The organism is Acinetobacter sp. IK40, assembly GCF_035615075.1.
Taxonomy (GTDB): Bacteria; Pseudomonadota; Gammaproteobacteria; order Pseudomonadales; family Moraxellaceae; genus Acinetobacter; species Acinetobacter courvalinii.
Map to the genome: position 1 here is coordinate 157,828 of NZ_JANBOE010000002.1, position 18,523 is coordinate 176,350.

Below are 18,523 nucleotides of genomic sequence, written 5' to 3' on the forward strand. Positions count from 1 at the left end.
AATTTTAGCAGAATTAGAGCTTATATAGAAATTTATTAAGATCGTACTAACAAAGAGCAATTTATCAGGCTACTTCATAAGAATTTTATTGACGGTCTAAATTAAAAAAGGCCACCAGATCTGGCAGCCTTTTTTTAAAAGATACAGCAATGGAAAATAACTTATTGGCCTAACCAGATAAAGTACCCGAGAATCATCAAAGGCCAGGCGATATAAGGGCTAAATAACCATTTCCATAACCAGAATCTTGGCACAAATCCAACCCCATGCACGAAGCCACCGGAGATTCCAATCATCACCAGCATCAGCAGGCTATGATTATAGTGTCCGTTAGCATCCAGCATCAGCGATGGATGGACCAGTAAAATAGTAGCAAGGGGCAATGCCAACAAAAACGAAATGGTCATTGCAAGCACTTGCGCTTTACGATTCTTCGGTGTTGTCATTGCTTCAGCCATTTTATTATTCCTCATCTAAATTTTGATGATGTTCGATATACAGTGCACTGAGTACACCTGCAAAACATGCCATCAAAATGCCTAGAATCCATGCAAAATACCACATGTCACATCTCCTGATTAGTACAAACTATGTGAATTTTCTTCAATGTGTTTGTTGGTGATGACGCCCCACATTTTGTAATACGACCAAGAGGTATAGATCAAAATGAGAGGTACGAAGATACATGCAGCAACCGTCATTACCCCAAGGGTTTTATGACTGGAAACAGCATCCCACATGGTCAAGCTTGATGTTGGATCAATGCTTGACGGTAACAAGAACGGAAATAATGCAAAGCCGGCAGTCAGGATTGCACCGACAATCATTAAGCTTGTGCCTGTAAAACTTGCAGCCGCTTTATGTTTGCCTGCACTAATGATGACCAATAGTGCACCTAAAATTGCAACAATAGGTGCAGCCATGGTAATGGGATAAGTGGCATAGTTATTGAACCAACCATGATTGGCATTGGTCACTACTTCTTTGGCAAGCGGATTCAGCGCAGCATTGGTATTCACCGCAGTCGCATAACTATAACCAGAGATATTGCCGAAGAATAACCAGGCACCCGCAGCCAAGAAGCATACAAGGAAAGCAATTGCCATGATTTGCGTTGCCTTGGCAGAACGATTATGTAAATCGCCATCGGTACGTAGCATCAACCAGGCGCCACCGTGTGCACATAGCATCGATAAGCTGACAATACCGCAAATCAGTGCAAAGGGATTTAATAGGCCAAAGAAACTACCGGTATATTGTGAACGTAAGGTGTCATCCAGACTGAAGGGTACGCCGAGGAACAAGTTGCCGAATGCTACACCAAACACCAGCGCAGGCACTGCACCACCGATACACAAGCCCCAATCCCAAGAAGTACGCCATTGGGTATTCTCTAATTTAGAGCGATAGTCGAAGCCGACAGGTCGCAGGAACAGGGCAAATAGAACCAGAAGCAAGGCCCAGTACATGCCTGAGAAGGCAACGGCATAAACCATTGGCCAGGCTGCAAATAAAGCACCACCAGCGGTAATGAACCAGACCTGGTTACCATCCCAGTGGGGTGCAATCGTATTGATTGCAGCACGGCGTTCAGAATCGGTTTTACCTACGAATGGCATGAGTGCCATTGAGCCCATATCGAAACCGTCGGTGAGGGCAAAGCCAATCAGCAAAACACCAACCAGTACCCACCAGATAATTTTTAGGAGTTCATATTCGATCATGACTGAGCCTCCCCAGCTTTTGCTTCGAGTTTTTCGAAGTGATATTTACCTGTATGTAACGAGCTTGGACCTAGACGCGCAAATTTGATCATTAAGTACATTTCGATAATCAGCAGTACAGTATAGAACGCAGCCAGCGCAATAATTGAACCCCATACATCGCCTGTACTGATACTTGAAGCAGATAGGTGTGTTGGTAAGATTTCACCAATTGACCAGGGTTGACGACCTCCTTCAGCTACATACCAACCTGTTTGAGCTGCAATCCATGGGAGCGGGAGAGCAAACAAAGCAAATTTGAGTAACCAAGGTTTATCTTCGGCATTACGTTTTGCCACGGACCAGGTTGCTAAAAGGAAGAGCAATAACATCAGGAAGCCAGAAGCCACCATCGCACGGAAGGAGAAGAACAGAGCAGCGACATTTGGAATAGTATCTTTGGTCGCGGCTTGGATATGTTCTTCAGTTGCATCAACCACATTTGGAGAATATTTTTTCAAGAGCAGGCCATAACCTAAGTCTTTCTGATTTTTCTCAAATGAAGCCAATAAGTCTGGAGAACGGTCACCCGCACGAAGTTTTTCTAACTCGCTATAAGCCACCATACCGTTACGGATACGCACTTCATGTTCTTTCATCAGGTCACGTAAACCAGTCACTTCTTTGTCTGTAGAACGCGTAGCAATAATCCCCATCACATAAGGAATTTTAATTGCATAGTCGGTACGCATTTCCTGCTGATTTGGGAGACCAAATAAGGTGAATGCTGCAGGTGCAGGTTCGGTATGCCATTCTGCTTCGATCGCAGCAAGTTTGGTTTTTTGAACATCACCGAGTTCATAGCCTGATTCATCACCAAGCAATATCACAGAAAGTGTTGACGCTAAACCGAAGATGGCAGCAATCGCGAATGAACGACGTGCAAACGGTAAGTCACGTTTCTTTAATAGGTAGTAGCTAGAGATCGCAAGGACGAAGATCGCACCTGTGACATAACCTGCTGAAACGGTATGTACAAACTTCACCTGAGCAACCGGGTTGAAGATCAATGCACCGAAGTCCACCAGTTCCATACGCATGGTTTCGTAGTTAAATGCAGCACCGACCGGGTTTTGCATCCAACCATTGGCGATCAGAATCCACAAGGCAGACATATTCGAACCAATTGCAACCAGCCAAGTCACACCTAAATGCTGGACTTTAGACAGGCGATCCCAGCCAAAGAAGAACAAACCGATAAAGGTGGATTCAAGGAAGAAGGCCATTAAACCTTCAATGGCAAGCGGGGCACCGAAAATATCGCCGACATAGTGAGAATAATAGGCCCAGTTGGTACCAAACTGGAATTCCATGGTCAGACCAGTGGTTACACCTAAGGCAAAGTTAATCCCGAAGAGTTTCCCCCAGAATTTGGTCATGTCCTTATAGATTTCCTTGCCAGAAATCACATAGGTGGTTTCCATAATGGCAAGGATAAAAGCCAGACCTAAAGTAAGAGGGACGAAAAGAAAGTGATACATTGCGGTCATTGCAAATTGGAACCGCGAAAGATCGACCACGCTTTCAGAAATCATCAACGTGTCTCCTGAGTTTTAGACATGTCACCAGCAATACGCTCGGCAACTTCATTGTTAAAATCTTTTGGAATCGTAGGGGCGTCAAACCAGATGTGTTTAATCACCAAGAGAAGTGCAACTTTAATAATAAGAATAATCGTGATTTCTCGGATGAGCCGCCGATTTGGATCTTGAGAACTCGTGTTCATAGAACTTAGCCTCATACACATTTTTAAAAGATGTAAAACATTATTAAATAAAAAGTATTAAAAATAAACCTTTAAGGGTTTTAAAATAATTTATTTAAAATAATGCATTAAAAACAATAATTTGTATTTATTTTTGATTAAAAATTAAAATATTTTATTTAGCCGACTAAAATAATTGGAATTAACTTTTAAATCTGATTAAAACAGTTGTATTTATAATATTAAACCTGATTAAAAAGCTATGATTTAAAATAAATTAAATAAAAATTAAACCAACTAAAATGGTATGAATATAAAATATATAATATATACATAGGCTTATCATTTTAGTCATCAATTTAAAATATTTTTACGATCTCATTTTCATAAAACCTAGTATTTAGCTTGGATTTATTTGCAAAAATGTGATCAACATCACTTTTGTTTTTTTGGGATTTCTAGATCACGAATCATTTAAAAAAGGAAGGTACAAATCTAAACTTTTTATTGTGTACTTTTGTAACAATGTGTTTGGTTTGCGCTTAAAGTTCGTTTTAAACGTTATCGGGGGAGTTTTAGTCTGGAGTAAACAGGTTATTGGAAAGCGAAATCTTCTTGGCAAGATAGTGCGAATTTGATTTTTGACTGATCAGCAACACTTGTGACTGCAATTCAAGTTCGCCGTATTCGGGTTCAACCTGTACATAATACAGTTGTCCGAATTCATCACGAACACGCGCCTGAGCTGAAAAACCTGGACGGGCATTACCTGTTGAGATCGTTGCGAGCCGACCCACCAGATTGGTATGGGTATGAATGACTTTGGGTTTAATGACCTGATCCAGACAGTGAATCATAAACACGGTAAAGAAGATGTCGATGACCAGCGCAGGAACAAATAAATAATAGGGTGAAATAAAGTAATGTTGTAAGGCGAAGAACGACAGTTCCAGAAAATAGCCTGCAAAACTAAAGTTAATCAGTAAGAAAACAAAAATCAGGTATTTGGAAAACTTTACATCCAGCAAAGGTGAGTGCAGTAACCACTCCGGTGTCAGTTTCTTCACCAGATGACTCGGACGTAAACCGATAAAGATACCAATGGTTTCTGCAATGCTAAGCACAATCAAAGCCACGACGCTCATATGAAATGGCATCAGGTAGTAGTTGAGAAAAAACTCAGTCATTGCAGAATTCATGATTTAAGCATCAATCAATATAGATACCGCCATCCGAGTGCACTTCCAGATTTACTTTTTCAAGAAATTCACCCAGACAGGGACCTGAAATACATTCACCTGTCTCGACAGAAAATAATGCACCGTGAGTAGAACACTGGATATATTCGCGATCCTGATCCAGAAACTGGTTTTCCAAAAACTCAAGTTCTGTTTGCAAATGCGGGCAAACATTCTGATAGGCATAAAAACTGCCATCTTTTTGAGTAATGAAAATGGTGGTCCCTTTCATCGTATCGTATGCACGAGACTCACGCTCCGGGACTTCTTCAGTCATGCAAATCTTTTCCATGTTAAGCACATTCCTGTTGAGCTTTTTTAAATTGTTCTAAAAGTTCTGCGTAGTTTTCGACACTTAGACGTGGACCAAATTGTGCTACAACTTCGCTAGAGATTAAAATAGCAAGTTGAGCGGCAGCTTCCAAGCTTAAACCTGCATTAATTGCATACAGGAATGCACCTGAGAATGCATCGCCCGCGCCGTTAGTATCGACGGCTTCTACTGCACGGCCATTGACATGGAACTGATGGGCTGCATCTACAATCACTGCACCTTTGGCACCTTGTGTGATCACAAGCTGCTGGTTTTTTAATTTCAGCATTTCGATTGCAGCTTCAAGATTTTCTGTCTCGGTGAACATCAGTGCTTCCTGTTCGTTACAGAACAGCAGGTCCACACCCTCATCCAGAAGTTCTTCTAGACCTGATCGTGCATATTGCACCATTGCAGGATCAGAAAGCGAAAGGGCAATTTTAACACCATGTGCTTTGGCGAGCGCGCGTGCCTGCTTTACTGCAACGCGTGCCGAATCACTTGTAGATAAATAACCTTCGATATAGAGCCATTTCGCTGTTTTTAACGGTTCAAAGTCAATCTGTTCAGCGGTCAGTTCAGCAGTAATACCGAGATAGGTTTGCATGGTACGTTCAGAATCCGGGCTAATCAGCACCATACAGGTGCCTGTTACGCCTTCACTGATAGATTGGGTAGCTGTTTGGATACCAGCTTCGTTTAAACCGCTTAAATAGATTGAACCAAGGTCATCGTTGCCGACACGGCAACCATAAAATGCAGTACCGCCTAAAGCACTAAAAGCAACGCTGGTGTTCGCTGCCGAACCGCCACTGGCTTGGCCTTTATAGCTTTGGGTCGCTTGTAATTTTTGATATAAATTTGCCTGTGTTTCGCCATCGGCCAAATGCATTGTGCCTTTCGGCAATCCTTGTTGCGTTAGAAACTCATTTGAAACCTTAAATTCCTGGTCAATGAGTGCATTACCAATTGCAAAAAGATCAACAGTTGCCATGTTTGTCATCACAGTAAAAATCAAAAAGCAAAGTTTACACCAATGCTCAGGATTACAATAGTTTGTTGAAGAAAATTCAGCAAATCGTGGCATTACAGTCAAATCAAGATGACCAGATGAGCAAGATTGGGGTCAAGAGAACCGATCTATCTTCCTAGGAGTAGAGCGAATCATAAATAAAGGCTTATTTTGAGTGACTTAATCTGTATCACAGATACTGCACCAGCCGCTGATTCCTATAAATTCAGGGTGATCAATCTGTTGGAATAGCACAGTGCAATTTCTAGAAGATTTGAGGAAATGCTGTTTTCGCTTAGGCGCTGCATTTTTCTACAAAAATAGAGTAATTTACATGGATATCGATACGTATTCTTCGGTAGACTCTCTATAATCAATCGTAATGATTTAATAGAGATAAATTGGAGATCACATGACTGTAGATGTTACTGAAAGCATTACCCAAACTATTCATCCCGCGTTTCAGCTATTACGTCAACACCATGTAGAAGCACTCGATATTCAAGTTTCAGAATATAAGCATAAAGTAACTGGTGCAGTTCACTATCATTTGGCCACCAATCACGATGAAAATGTATTCCTGGTGGCATTTAGAACCCAGCCCATGGATTCAAAAGGAACGGCTCATATTTTAGAGCATACCGCATTATGTGGTTCCGAGAAGTTTCCGGTACGCGATCCGTTTTTCCTGATGATCCGTCGTTCGCTGAATACTTTCATGAATGCTTTTACTGCGGCAGACTGGACCGCTTATCCTTTTGCAACCCAAAACAAAAAAGATTTTCAAAACTTACTGTCTGTTTATTTAGATGCCGCTTTTGCTGCCAATCTGAACCCTTTAGACTTTGCTCAGGAAGGAATCCGCATCGAGCTTGAAAATGATCAGGCGGTTTACAAAGGTGTGGTCTTTAATGAAATGAAAGGCGCGATGAGCTCTCCAACCGATCAGCTCTATCATCAACTTGCGCACCATTTGTTCCCGGAAACAACTTATCACTATAACTCTGGTGGTGATCCAAAAGACATTCCAGATTTAAGCTATGAGCAACTGGTTGATTTCTATAAAACCCATTATCACCCAAGTAATGCAGTATTCATGACCTTTGGTAACCAAAGCGCCTATGACCTGCAAGAACAGTTTGAGACGCTGGCATTACACAAATTCTCTCAAGGCACGACCTTATACTCAAAACCTGAGAAGCGTTTAACGGCTCCGGTCGAAGTGACTGAAAGCTATGCGGTTGATAGTGAAGATTTAAAAGATAAAACCTATCATGTGATGTCATGGTTGTTGCCAGAAACCAGTGATACCAAACTACGCCTAGGGATGCGTTTGGTCGAAGGGATTCTATTAGAGAATTCGGCTTCGCCATTACGTCACTATCTGGAAACCTGTGGTTATGCACAATCAACAGGTCCTTTAATGGGCGTTGATGACAGCAACTTTGAAATGACCTTCTATTGTGGGGTGCAAGGTTCAAATGCTGAACATGCAGAAACCTTTAAAAATGGCATTCTGGATATTCTGAAAGAGGTGGCTTCCAAGCCGGTTGATACTGATTTTGTCGATGCCATCCTGCATCAAATTGAATTACATCAACGTGAAATTAATGGTGATGGTACGCCGTATGGACTCAGTCTGATCTTAAATGGATTGGGCAGTGCCATTCACCATAGTGATCCGGTGCATGTCTGGGATGTGGATTCTGCGATTGAACAAGTCAAAGAAGAGTTAAAAGACCCGATGTGGTTGTCAAACCTGATTCAAACGCACTTGCTGGATAACCCGCACCGTGTACAAATGACCTTGGTTCCGGATGCAACCAAATCGGTGAAAGAGCAACAGGCAGAACAGGCACGTCTGGCTGACATTACTGCAACTTTAACCGATGCACAGAAAATCGAGATTGAAGCAAAAACCGCAGCATTAAAACAGCGTCAGGACACCCCTGATAACCTTGAGCTACTACCAAAAGTCGGTCTGGAAGATGTCCCGGCCGAGTTGCAGATCGTTCAAGGCCAGCTGCGTGAAATTATCTGTAATGGTCTGGATACCCCATTAAACCTATATCATGCAGGCACCAATGGGATTTACTATCAACAGGTATTGATTCAGATCCCGGATGAGATTGTTCAGTCACCTTACTTCAACTTGCTGTCTATCCTGATGGGTGAGGTCGGTGCTGGTGAATATGATTATCTTGAATTCCAGCAGATTCAGACAGCCGTCAGTGGCGGTTTAGGCATGGGCGCTTCTTTGCGCAGTAAGGTCGACGACAAAGACCGGATCAGTGCATGGCTCACTTTAACTACCAAATCGCTGACCCAAAAACTGGATGCCATTCAATTATTGAAACTTGCTTTTGAGCAGCTCCGTTTTGATGAGAAAGATCGCATTATTGAATTATTACAGCAGCGTAAAACCCGTTGGCAGTCACGTTTGTCTGGCTCTGGCCATAGCTATGCAATGCAGGCTGCATCTCGTCAAATGAGTGCCTTGGCGCGCCGTGATTATCATAACACCGGCTTGGGCGCATTAAACTGGCTCAGTGACTTGGTGACCAAAATTGATCAGGATGATACTGCTTATCAAGCATTGATTGGCGAGTTACAGTCGATTCACCGCAAGTTGCTACAAGCGCCTAAACAATTCTTATTGGTCTGTGAAGAACATCAATCAGACCGTTTGGTTGAAGAAGTGCAAAATGTCTGGGACAAACTGGCTGTTGATCAGGCACCTGTGAGTTTAACGTCAGTTGAACAGGTCAATACTTCAGACGATGAAGCCTGGTTGATTCAAGCCAATGTTCAATTCTGCGCGTCAGCCTATCAGGCGGTAGATGTGGCGCATCAGGATGCAGCACCGTTGATGGTGTTAGCAGCTTATTTACGTAATGGTTTCCTGCATAGTGCCATTCGAGAAAAAGGCGGTGCCTATGGCGGTGGTGCAAGCTATGATGGTAACGCATGTTCGTTCCGTTTCTATAGCTACCGTGATCCACGCTTAGCTGAAACGTTTAATGATTTTGAAGCCAGTGTGCAATGGTTAATCAATACCGAGCAACAGCCGCACCAACTTGAAGAAGCGATTCTGGGCTTAGTCGCAAGTATGGATAAACCAGGTTCTCCGGCGGGTGAAGCGATTACAGCATGTTATGCATTGCTGCATGCACGTACACCAAAATTCCGCAAGATTTTGCGTGAACGCTTGTTAAACGTGAATCTGGATGATTTACAACGCGTTGCCAAACAGTACTTATTGGCTCAAAAACCTGTAAAAGCAGTGGTTGCGCCATTTGCGAAACGTGAAGAATTGCAGAAACTTGGGTTTAGCATCAAGCAAGTCAATTAAAAGAAAAATTGGAGAAATCTATGGCGTTCAAATCTTTTGAGCGTAGTTATCTGGAGCTAAGTGTCCTGACGATACTTGGCTTGACTACATCGCTGGCACACGCGGAAGCGACTGCACCTGCCAGTCCTGCAACCGCGGATGCGTGTGTGGCCTTGGCTTCAAATGCTGAGCGTCTGGCATGTTATGATGCACTTTTTAAGGCACCGGTGGTGATCCAGTCACAACTGCAGGCGCCAGAACCCGCGGTCGCTGTGGCGGCTGCACCAGCTGCAGCCAGTACGGTGAGAGCTCAACCTGAATCTTTAAAAGAAAAAGTGGTTCAGAAGGTGAGTGATCTGCATATTCTGGGCGCTGCGCCAAAGTTTGATCCGAATGTCTCTTTGCTAGATCGCCGTTGGGAACTCTCAGAAGACAGCAAGTTGGGTACATGGAATATCCGTGCCTATCAACCTGTGTATTTGTTGCCTGTATTCTGGACCAGCGACAAAAATGAATTTCCGAGTAGTCCAAATCCTGAAAATACGGTCAAAGACAAGCAAGAACTCACTTCGAGTGAAGCCAAGTTTCAGATCTCATTCAAGACCAAGGCCTGGGAAAACATCTTTGGCGATAATGGCGATCTGTGGTTAGGCTATACCCAGTCCTCACGCTGGCAAGTCTATAATTCGGATGAGTCGCGACCTTTCCGTGAGACCAATTACGAGCCTGAAGCCAGCTTGATGTTTAGAACCAATTATGAAATTTTGGGTCTGAATGCGCGCTTGCTTGGGGTGACCTTGAATCACCAGTCCAATGGCCGTTCTGATCCGTTATCGCGTAGCTGGAACCGTGTGATTTTTAATCTTGGTTTTGAAAAAGATAACTTTGCACTGATGTTGCGTCCTTGGTATCGCGTTGAAGAAGATGCCAAAGATGACAATAACCCGGATATTAAAGATTATATTGGTCGTGGCGATTTAACCGCATTTTACCGGAAGGGCGATAACGACTTTTCTCTGATGTTGCGTCACTCCTTAAAAGGTGGTGATCGTTCACACGGTGCGGTGCAGTTTGACTGGGCATTCCCGATCACAGGGAAGTTGCGTGGTCATTTGCAACTATTTGACGGTTATGGTGAAAGCCTGATTGATTACAACCATCGTGCAACCTATGCGGGCTTGGGTGTTTCATTGATGAACTGGTATTAAATGAGTTTACATATTCCGGAACCCTTATTACAGCTTGAAGCAAATTGTGGGGTGTTTGCCCTATGGCTGATCTTAAAGCAATATCAAACTCATATTGATATTGCTGACCTGATCCAGCTGTGTGGTCATGATCGTATAGATGGCACATTCACGATTGCGCTGGCTGTAGCCATGAAGAAATTAGGTTATAGCGTTTCATTTTATACGGCGCCTGATCCCCATATCGATAAAAATGAAAAGCAGTATTATGCAGAGGCACAGCGTCTCGGAATTTCTGTTGAGGCTGCTTTAACCTATGCTGAGATTCAGTATACTTTTGAACAGGGTCACTTTGTGATTGTGTTTTACGACACCTTGCAAGGAGTGGGTAATCAGTCCTTGCTGTATTCAATTGATCAACAGGAAGTCAGTTTCTGTGATCATTTTGATGTGATGTCTAAAGCCGTATTTGAGCAACAACGCCAAGCTGATGGCATCTGCCAGCAAGTGATCGTAATTGAGCAGCCTACTCATGCTTATCCAATCTGAATATTGGCATTGGCGTGTTTTAAACGGCTCTTTTTCGGTGTTGCAATCAAATAGGCAAGGGTTAAAGGCCCCAGTCGACCTGTAAACATCAATAGACTCAGTACAAACAAACTGCCGTCATGTAACTGGCTTGTGGCGCCACGTGATAAACCGACAGTACAGGCGGCAGAAACCACTTCAAACATCAGGTCCAGTACATCCAGTTTTGGTTCAAGCAAGAAAATGATAAAGCAACCTACAAACACCAGCATGCCTGTAATTGCCGTCACAGCAAGTGCTTTATAGGTTGTTTCTGCTGAAACGGAATGATTAAAGATCCGGATTTCTTCGTTACGCCGTAAAAAAGAAAGCACGCACAGCAACAGGATCACAAACGTACCGACTTTAATGCCACCTGCAGTACTCAGAGAGCCACCACCAATAAACATCAATAACATGGTCAGTAAGGCTGTACTATGTTCCATTGCGCCAGTATCGATGGTATTAAACCCAGAAGATCGGGGAACGGTGGCCTGAAACCAGGCATTCATGGCTTGTTCACCCAAGCTCATCGAGCCGAGTGTCAGCGGATTATTGGACTCTAATAACCAGATCAGGATAAACGCGACCAGATTCAGAATCGCGATGGTACTCAGGATCAGTTTGCTGTTTGGTGTCAGTTTGCTCCAGCGCTTATTCTGTTTAACATCAATTAAGACCAGAAAACCGATCCCGCCTAAGGTATACAGCAGGCTAATGGTTAAACAGATCAGGTAATGGCTCTGGAAATTAATCAGACTGTTATCGAATAGGGAAAAGCCAGCATTATTAAAGGCAGACACGCTGTAAAAGATAGCGTAATAAAGCCCGCGGGCAAATCCGTACATCGGTGCAAACGAGGCGGTTAAGATCACAACACCAATCAACTCAAACAGCAGGGTATATAACACTACGCCTTTGGCGACAAAGGTAACTTTAGACAGGCTGGTTTGGCCAAGGCTGTCCTGTGCCATCATTTGCTGTTTAAGACCTAACTTGGGTGCTAGGCTTAACGCTGCCAGTATGGCGAAGGTCATAAAACCCAAGCCACCGGATTGGATCAATAACAGAATAATAAACTGCCCAAAATGATTGAATGACTCATTTAGATTCACTACAGATAAACCGGTAATGGTCACCGCTGATGTCGCAGTAAATAAGGCATCCATCCAGCTCACGTTGCCTTTGTTGGCAATCGGGAGTTTCAGTAATAAGGTGCCAATGACAATAAAACTTAAAAAACCGATTGCCAGCAAAGAAGGTGGGCTCAGATTAAAAATTTTTTGGGAGTTTATTTTCAATGCCATGTTATGCAAAACATCCTGAAAGTTTTCTGAGGTGGCTAAGCGAGCCTTCCAAAATCAGTACATCATCTGTTTTTAAGGTGAAATTTGGATCAGTGTCATAAAAAATCTGTTGATCGCGTTTAAGTAATAACAGTTTGATATTGGGCTCTTGCTTCAAAATCCCTGATAAGTTGACATTGTTGAGCTTTTCATTAACTGGAACTTTGACAATATAGTGATCATCATCCAGTGCCATATAACGGCTCACCATTGGATAGTTCAATGCCTGAGCAACACGGACCCCCATGTCTTCTTCTGGATGAATAATCTTACTGACATTTAAATGGGAAAGAATCGTATGATGGGCCTTGGTTTTGGCTTTGACTAGAATTTTTTCAACACCTAAATTTTTCAGGTTGAGTACGCACAAAATACTGGCTTCAATATCTTCGCCAATGGCAACGACCACGGCATCGCAATTTTGGATATTCAGTTCTTCCAGAACATGTTCATCTGTAGCATCGGCAATCACTGCATGTGTAATACGATCCGCCAGATTTTCCACATTGCGTTTGATGGTATCGATCCCGATGACATCATGTTTCAGTTGGGTGAGTTCTAACGCAACAGTTGCCCCAAAACTGCCTAAACCAATGACTGCAAACTGTGCCATAACTGTCCTTAACTAAATGATAAAAATGTCTTTTTGTTCATTTTAAAATGGAATGGTTTTCCGTTTGTAATGATTTTGTGTTGTTGTCGCGCAACCCATCAACAGAGACGAAAAAATAAAGCCGACATCAAGCCGGCTTTAAGTCATTAAACTGCTTATTTAAGGAAGCGTTGATAACCAATATTGTTACTGATTTCGGCATATGGATAAGTGATCTGTTCCAGTGTTTCAATCAGACCATCTGGATTCTGTTTGGCATCAGTCGCTTCCAGACCCACCAATACACGACCTTCCGCTGCACCGTGATTACGGTAGTGGAACAGGGTAATGTTATGGGTCGGGCCTAAACGTTCAAGGAAAGTGAGTAGTGCACCTGGACGTTCCGGAAATTCAACACGGAACAAACGCTCATTTTCAATATTGGCATGACCGCCAATCAGATAACGAATATGCAGTTTTGCCACTTCATCATCAGATAAATCATCCACTTCATATTGCTGTTTCAGCATGATGTGAATTTCATGACGCTCAGCTTCACCACCTTTTAAGCTAATTCCGACAAAGACCTGAGCCAGATTGCTTGAGCTCGCGCGATAGTTAAACTCAGTAATGTTACGACCTTGCAATGCGCGACAGAAGTTGAGGAATGCACCTTTTTGTTCAGGAATCGTCACGGCATAAATTGCTTCACGGCGTTCACCTAGCTCGGTACGTTCTGCGATATAACGTAAACGATCAAAGTTCATGTTGGCGCCACATACAATCGAGACCATGTTTTTATCAGTCAATTGATGCTCTGCAACATATTTCTTGATGCCAGCCAAGGCCATTGCACCGGACGGTTCGACAATACTACGATTTTCATCATAGGTATCTTTAATGGCAGCACAGATTTCATCTGTATCAACCGTTACGATATCAGGTTCAACGATTGGGCCTGAATTATCCGATTTACGTAAACGGATCACATCAAAAGGTAATTCACCAATTTGAGCGACCGCTGTACCGTCAGCAAATAGACCTACATGCGGCAATACCACGCGTTCATTGGATTCGAGTGCCGCTTTTAAACATGCTGATTCTTCGTATTCAACGCCAATGACTTTGACATGTGGTGCGACTTCACCGAGATAGGCCGCAACGCCCGCAATGAGTCCGCCACCACCAACAGCAACGAAAACATATTCAACATCACGCCATTGGCGCAGTAATTCATTGGCAATTGTGCCTTGACCGGCAATCACCAGCTCATCGTCATAAGGCGGAATGAAAACCAGTCCTTCATCTTCCGCACGTTGTTTTGCATATTTATTGGCAACATCAAAGCTATCGCCGTATAACACCACTTGACCGCCCAAGCGTTTAACAGCCTGGACTTTAATATCAGGTGTCGTGCTTGGCATAACGATAATCGCAGGAATACCTAATTTTTTTCCAGACAATGCCACGCCTTGCGCATGGTTACCTGCGGATGCACAAATAACACCACGATCAAGCTGGTCTTTAGGAAGCTGGCTGATACGGTTATAAGCACCGCGGAGTTTGAAAGAGAACACAGGTTGTAAATCTTCACGCTTAAATCGAATGTTATTATTAATTTTTTGACTAATTCGTGGAGCTGCTTCAAGCGGTGTTTCAATTGCAACATCATAAACCGTTGCTTGTAAAATTTGTCGTACCACACGAGACAGCATGTTCTTCTTCCCTATAACAGTTTAAAATAGACGATCATTGTAGCAAACCCCTGTGCATTTGCGCTGTTTTCTTGCAGCAAATGTCAAAATAGTTGAGTGAAGTCATGAGTCTATATGCAACCCAAGATGAAAAAAAACAAGCTGCGGCAAAAGCAGCTTTGAAACATTTGCCTAAAGGCGGCATTTTGGGCGTAGGAACAGGAAGTACCGTTAATTTTTTAATTGATTTATTGCCTGAATTGCAATTAGAAGCAGCTGTCGCTAGTTCGAATGCAACCGCTGAGCGTTTGAAGAAGCTCGGTATTGAAGTTGTGGATATGAATTCGGTAGGTGGCCTGGATGCCTATGTGGACGGTGCTGACGAAATCGACCGTCATATGCATATGATTAAAGGCGGCGGCGCTGCATTAACCCGTGAAAAAATCGTTGCTTCGATCGCAAAGAAATTTGTATGTATCGTTGATGATTCAAAATGGGTCGACCAGTTGGGTCGTGATTTTCCACTTCCTGTTGAAGTGATTCCAATGGCACGTTCTGCTGTAGCACGTAAAATCGTCGCTTTAGGCGGTGATCCGGTTTACCGTGAAGGCGTGGTAACAGATAACGGTAACGTGATTCTGGATGTATTTAACTTAAACATTCTGAATGCACTTGAACTGGAAAAAACCATTAATGACATTCCTGGTGTTGTCACGAACGGTATCTTTGCATTAAATGCAGCAAGCATTGCGATTGTTGCAACCAATAATGGTATCGAAGAGCGTACTGCACAATAATGCAGGCAGTTTCATTAGAAACGTTATTACCTGAAATTAAGGCGGTTCGACATGCAAGGGCGAGGAATCTGCGCTTGCGTGTGGAGCCCACAGGTATTCGTTTAACGGTTCCGCTATTTTGCAGTAAAAAACAGATCCAGCAGTTTTTAACTCATTCTGAGCAATGGCTGGTTGAAACTTGGAGTAGACAACAAAAACAATTTAGTCTGAACGTGGATTTGCCTGAGCAACTTTCATTATTTTTTCATTCTCAACCGTTTCAGATCATTCGACAAACACAACGACATATTTTTAAGTTTGATTGGGAACAACAAACCATCTTTATACGAGATATGGCGTCGGAGAAAGCGTTACAGGCAGCCGTCATTGCTTATGCCAAGCAATTTTTACCTGATTATCTGGATCAGGTCAGTCAGGAAATCGGCTTGGCTTATCAATCTTGTAGTATTCGAAATCCGAAAACCCGTTGGGGGAGTTGTAGTTCCAAACATGACATTATGCTCAGTGCCGCATTAGCGCTGATGCCTGAACACAATGTCAGGGCGGTTTGTGTACACGAATTGGCACATACCAGACATTTTGATCATAGCGCTGCGTTCTGGAATGAAGTTGCCAAATATGATCCAGATTATCTTGTACATCGTCAGCAGTTGAAACAAATTCAATTACCGAGTTGGTATTATAAAAAGGACTAACCGTTAAAAAAGCGGTTATGTTGTACAGCTAAGCCTTTTCGGATACGCCAGGCCTGTTTAAGGTTTGGAACATCATTCTGACACTGTTTTAGCACAAGAATGATAGTAATGATTTCTGCACGGGTCAGAATTCCTAACCAGAACACAATCAGAAATAGAACGTGGGATTGTCCTGTTAGCGTCACTTGTACCAACAGTGCAAATAAAAATAAAGTCCAGATTTTGGCACCGAGACTATGGGTGGCAACTTCTTTGCGAAATTTAATGAAACTCACCACATAAATTGCAATTTCAGATGCAACTAAAATAATGATTGGATAGAGATGTTGTTGGAAAAAAGCTGGTTGTTGCAGGTAAATCGAAACGATTGCACAAATAAAAAAGATTTGATCAACATTGGAATCAAGTCGGCGTAAGCGCTCATTTGAAACCCCGAGATATCGGGCAAGCATGCCATCGAAGATATCGCTAAGCAGACCCATTGTGAGAAAAATGATGGTATAGATCGGATAAAATTCCGGTTGGAATAAAGTTACTGCGACGATAAGAAAACCGAGTATGACTCTGGAATAAACCAGCAAGGTCGGAATTTGATATTTTAAAGACATGAATAAATTGAAATAGCATAATTATTTTGAGTATAGCATTTGGATAAATGAAAGAATTTTAACATGATCGCTTTCATGTAAATGACAGCAGCCTCGAAAGACTGCTGTCCTTAAAACTATTTTATTTAATGCCTAAAGCATCTCTCATAATAAAGAATAAATCAGTTTGATCGAGTAAGCCTGATATATTGGCAGCACGCGGACCATAAGCCGCTGTACGAACTTGGGCGCCGGTATGATGCTGGCTCTTACCTTCAGGTGCAGTGCCATAATTGATTGCCATTGCGACGCCATCTTTGGTTTTGAGTGCTGCTGTTTGACCAGGGCTGTCACCATCCACAGGAATGATCTGGCTGGTATGCGCATGGTCACCTGTAACAATAATCAGGGTGTCGCCATGTTGTTTTGCAAATTTTAAAGCAACCTGAATCGCTTCATCGAGTTGTACCGTTTCCCCAATCTGTCCGCATGGATCAGCTGCGTGATTTCTTTTATCAATTGAACCGCTTTCAACTTGTAAGAAGAAACCCTTAGGGTTGGGTTTAAGTAACTCAATGGCTTTTTCGGTCATTTGTGCCAAGCGTGGTGTAGATGCCGTAAATTCAACATTGTCTCTACAGCTTTCTGCCTCTTTCTTATGGCCATTCAATTGAGTTGCGGGACCTGTCCAGATCACAGGAAGATTACCTTCTGCAAATAAACCGAGTAAAGGCTGGTTTTGATTGGCGCTATTAACGGCTTTTAACGAGTTCAGATCTTCAACGATACGATAATTTTCTAATTTCGCACGCTCAAGCAAAGTCTTGTCTTTGAAAGGACCTGCTTTTGCAACTTCATAGAATGTTTTCTTACCGCCACCTAAAGTCACGTCAGCACGTGTTGTTAGAAGCTGTTCTGTGATCGAACCTAATCCACCATTTTCCAGTGCGCTTTCTGGACAGCGTTTGGTTGTTTCATTTGGCCCATAACACTTACGTGCGCTGATATGAGAGACCAAAGCAGCTGGAGTTGCATCTTGCAGTTCAGTCGTCGTGACATTACCTGTCGCAAAACCAGCTTTTTTCGCAAGTTCCAAGATAGTTGCATGGTGTTTTTGATAAATATCTACGCCAAGCGCATTATTATAAGTTTTAACACCTGAAGTCCATGCTGTCGCTGAAGCTGCCGAGTCTGTTACATAATCAATCGCACCATTCTTATCCAGTGCATAGGTGGTATAACTTCCGGTAAAAGGGAGAACATCTAAACCTTTAAAATAACCCGCAGCGCCTTCGGCATAGTTTCTGGCTGAGGTAATCTCGGAATCACTGGTGCCATCGCCAATAAACAAAATAATATTTTTTACGGTCTTGTCACTTAAAGAATTTTTTAAAGCTTGGGTACGTTCTTGTTTTAAGCGGGTTGCACCACCGAACTGACGAATATCACCGTTTGCACCCGGTTCTAATAATTCTCCGGGCTGTGGATTGGGAGAGGAAATCGGAGGTTCTGTTGTTGGTGGTTTGGGTTGTGGGGATGGCTGGTTATTATTAGCGGAATCATTGTCGCTTCCGCAACCAACAAGCAATGAAATAAGGGCTGGTAAAAGTAATGGTTTAAGTTTCACTTAATTTCAACCTAAATATTAGTTGAAATAGATAGTAATAATAAAATGTTAAGGTTTGGTTAAAATTAT

The 18,523-nt window shown here is 42.7% G+C and carries 18 protein-coding genes; 5 read left to right on the forward strand and 13 right to left on the reverse strand.

Features of this window, described 5'->3' with window-relative positions; genetic code table 11:
• Positions 1–161 precede the first annotated feature (161 nt).
• The 8 genes from MSG93_RS04730 to MSG93_RS04765 form a co-directional block, all read right to left on the reverse strand.
• On the reverse strand, positions 162–458 hold the full coding sequence (locus tag MSG93_RS04730) for a cyd operon YbgE family protein (RefSeq protein WP_324620753.1): 297 nt from the start codon (positions 456–458) through the stop codon (positions 162–164).
• Positions 459–462: 4 nt separating this feature from the next.
• The gene (cydX, locus tag MSG93_RS04735; protein WP_000270276.1) at positions 463–564 is read right to left on the reverse strand and encodes a cytochrome bd-I oxidase subunit CydX; all 102 of its coding nucleotides are present in this window, start codon (positions 562–564) and stop codon (positions 463–465) included.
• A gap of 14 nt (positions 565–578) precedes the next feature.
• On the reverse strand, positions 579–1,724 hold the full coding sequence (gene cydB / locus MSG93_RS04740; protein ID WP_324620807.1) for a cytochrome d ubiquinol oxidase subunit II: 1,146 nt from the start codon (positions 1,722–1,724) through the stop codon (positions 579–581).
• Complete coding sequence (locus tag MSG93_RS04745; RefSeq protein WP_005230736.1) at positions 1,721–3,298, reverse strand: cytochrome ubiquinol oxidase subunit I; 1,578 nt, start codon at positions 3,296–3,298, stop codon at positions 1,721–1,723. The genes cydB and MSG93_RS04745 overlap by 4 nt, the downstream gene beginning before the upstream one ends.
• Positions 3,298–3,489: a cytochrome oxidase putative small subunit CydP gene (gene cydP / locus MSG93_RS04750; RefSeq protein ID WP_004653758.1), complete on the reverse strand. Its 192-nt coding sequence runs from the start codon at positions 3,487–3,489 to the stop codon at positions 3,298–3,300. Before cydP ends, MSG93_RS04745 begins: the two co-directional genes overlap by 1 nt.
• Positions 3,490–4,043: 554 nt before the next feature.
• The gene (locus MSG93_RS04755) at positions 4,044–4,655 is read right to left on the reverse strand and encodes an OB-fold-containig protein (protein WP_005230735.1); all 612 of its coding nucleotides are present in this window, start codon (positions 4,653–4,655) and stop codon (positions 4,044–4,046) included.
• A gap of 22 nt (positions 4,656–4,677) precedes the next feature.
• Positions 4,678–4,983 (reverse strand): Rieske (2Fe-2S) protein, encoded by a 306-nt coding sequence (locus MSG93_RS04760; RefSeq protein ID WP_104021878.1) that lies wholly within the window; start codon positions 4,981–4,983, stop codon positions 4,678–4,680.
• 16 nt (positions 4,984–4,999) lie between these two features.
• Positions 5,000–6,013, reverse strand: coding sequence for an adenosine kinase (locus tag MSG93_RS04765; RefSeq protein WP_032873212.1), 1,014 nt, complete (start codon positions 6,011–6,013; stop codon positions 5,000–5,002).
• Positions 6,014–6,443: 430 nt separating this feature from the next.
• On the opposite strand from MSG93_RS04765, the gene MSG93_RS04770 reads away from it, so the two are divergent.
• Genes MSG93_RS04770 through MSG93_RS04780 form a run of 3 tightly spaced genes read left to right on the forward strand, consistent with a single transcriptional unit; the run spans position 6,444 to position 11,098 of the window.
• Positions 6,444–9,383 carry an insulinase family protein gene (locus MSG93_RS04770; protein ID WP_324620808.1) on the forward strand — a complete coding sequence of 980 codons (2,940 nt, stop codon included), beginning with the start codon at positions 6,444–6,446 and terminating at the stop codon, positions 9,381–9,383.
• A 20-nt stretch (positions 9,384–9,403) separates the two neighbouring features.
• Entirely contained in the window at positions 9,404–10,570 is a 1,167-nt protein-coding gene (locus MSG93_RS04775; protein WP_005286121.1) for a phospholipase A, read from the forward strand.
• Entirely contained in the window at positions 10,571–11,098 is a 528-nt protein-coding gene (locus MSG93_RS04780) for a cysteine peptidase family C39 domain-containing protein (RefSeq protein WP_324620809.1), read from the forward strand.
• On the opposite strand, the gene MSG93_RS04785 is transcribed toward MSG93_RS04780, so the two are convergent.
• The 3 genes from MSG93_RS04785 to ilvA form a co-directional block, all read right to left on the reverse strand.
• The gene (locus tag MSG93_RS04785; RefSeq protein ID WP_005230730.1) at positions 11,086–12,423 is read right to left on the reverse strand and encodes a TrkH family potassium uptake protein; all 1,338 of its coding nucleotides are present in this window, start codon (positions 12,421–12,423) and stop codon (positions 11,086–11,088) included. The genes MSG93_RS04780 and MSG93_RS04785 overlap by 13 nt on opposite strands.
• 1 nt (position 12,424) lies before the next feature.
• On the reverse strand, positions 12,425–13,075 hold the full coding sequence (locus MSG93_RS04790; protein WP_005286116.1) for a potassium channel family protein: 651 nt from the start codon (positions 13,073–13,075) through the stop codon (positions 12,425–12,427).
• Between the two features lie 155 nt (positions 13,076–13,230).
• Positions 13,231–14,769, reverse strand: a complete 1,539-nt coding sequence (gene ilvA / locus MSG93_RS04795; RefSeq protein WP_324620810.1) for a threonine ammonia-lyase, biosynthetic — start codon at positions 14,767–14,769, stop codon at positions 13,231–13,233.
• 104 nt (positions 14,770–14,873) lie between these two features.
• Between ilvA and rpiA the strand changes: the two genes are divergently transcribed.
• Positions 14,874–15,545, forward strand: coding sequence for a ribose-5-phosphate isomerase RpiA (rpiA, locus tag MSG93_RS04800; protein ID WP_004772412.1), 672 nt, complete (start codon positions 14,874–14,876; stop codon positions 15,543–15,545).
• Positions 15,545–16,240 (forward strand): SprT family zinc-dependent metalloprotease, encoded by a 696-nt coding sequence (locus MSG93_RS04805; RefSeq protein WP_324620811.1) that lies wholly within the window; start codon positions 15,545–15,547, stop codon positions 16,238–16,240. The genes rpiA and MSG93_RS04805 overlap by 1 nt, the downstream gene beginning before the upstream one ends.
• Here MSG93_RS04805 and MSG93_RS04810 read toward each other — a convergent pair.
• Together MSG93_RS04810 and phoA are read right to left on the reverse strand one after the other, a co-directional pair.
• Complete coding sequence (locus tag MSG93_RS04810) at positions 16,237–16,848, reverse strand: CDP-alcohol phosphatidyltransferase family protein (protein ID WP_324620812.1); 612 nt, start codon at positions 16,846–16,848, stop codon at positions 16,237–16,239. The genes MSG93_RS04805 and MSG93_RS04810 overlap by 4 nt on opposite strands.
• Positions 16,849–16,969: 121 nt before the next feature.
• Positions 16,970–18,454 carry an alkaline phosphatase gene (phoA, locus tag MSG93_RS04815; protein WP_324620813.1) on the reverse strand — a complete coding sequence of 495 codons (1,485 nt, stop codon included), beginning with the start codon at positions 18,452–18,454 and terminating at the stop codon, positions 16,970–16,972.
• Between the last annotated feature and the right edge of the window lie 69 nt (positions 18,455–18,523).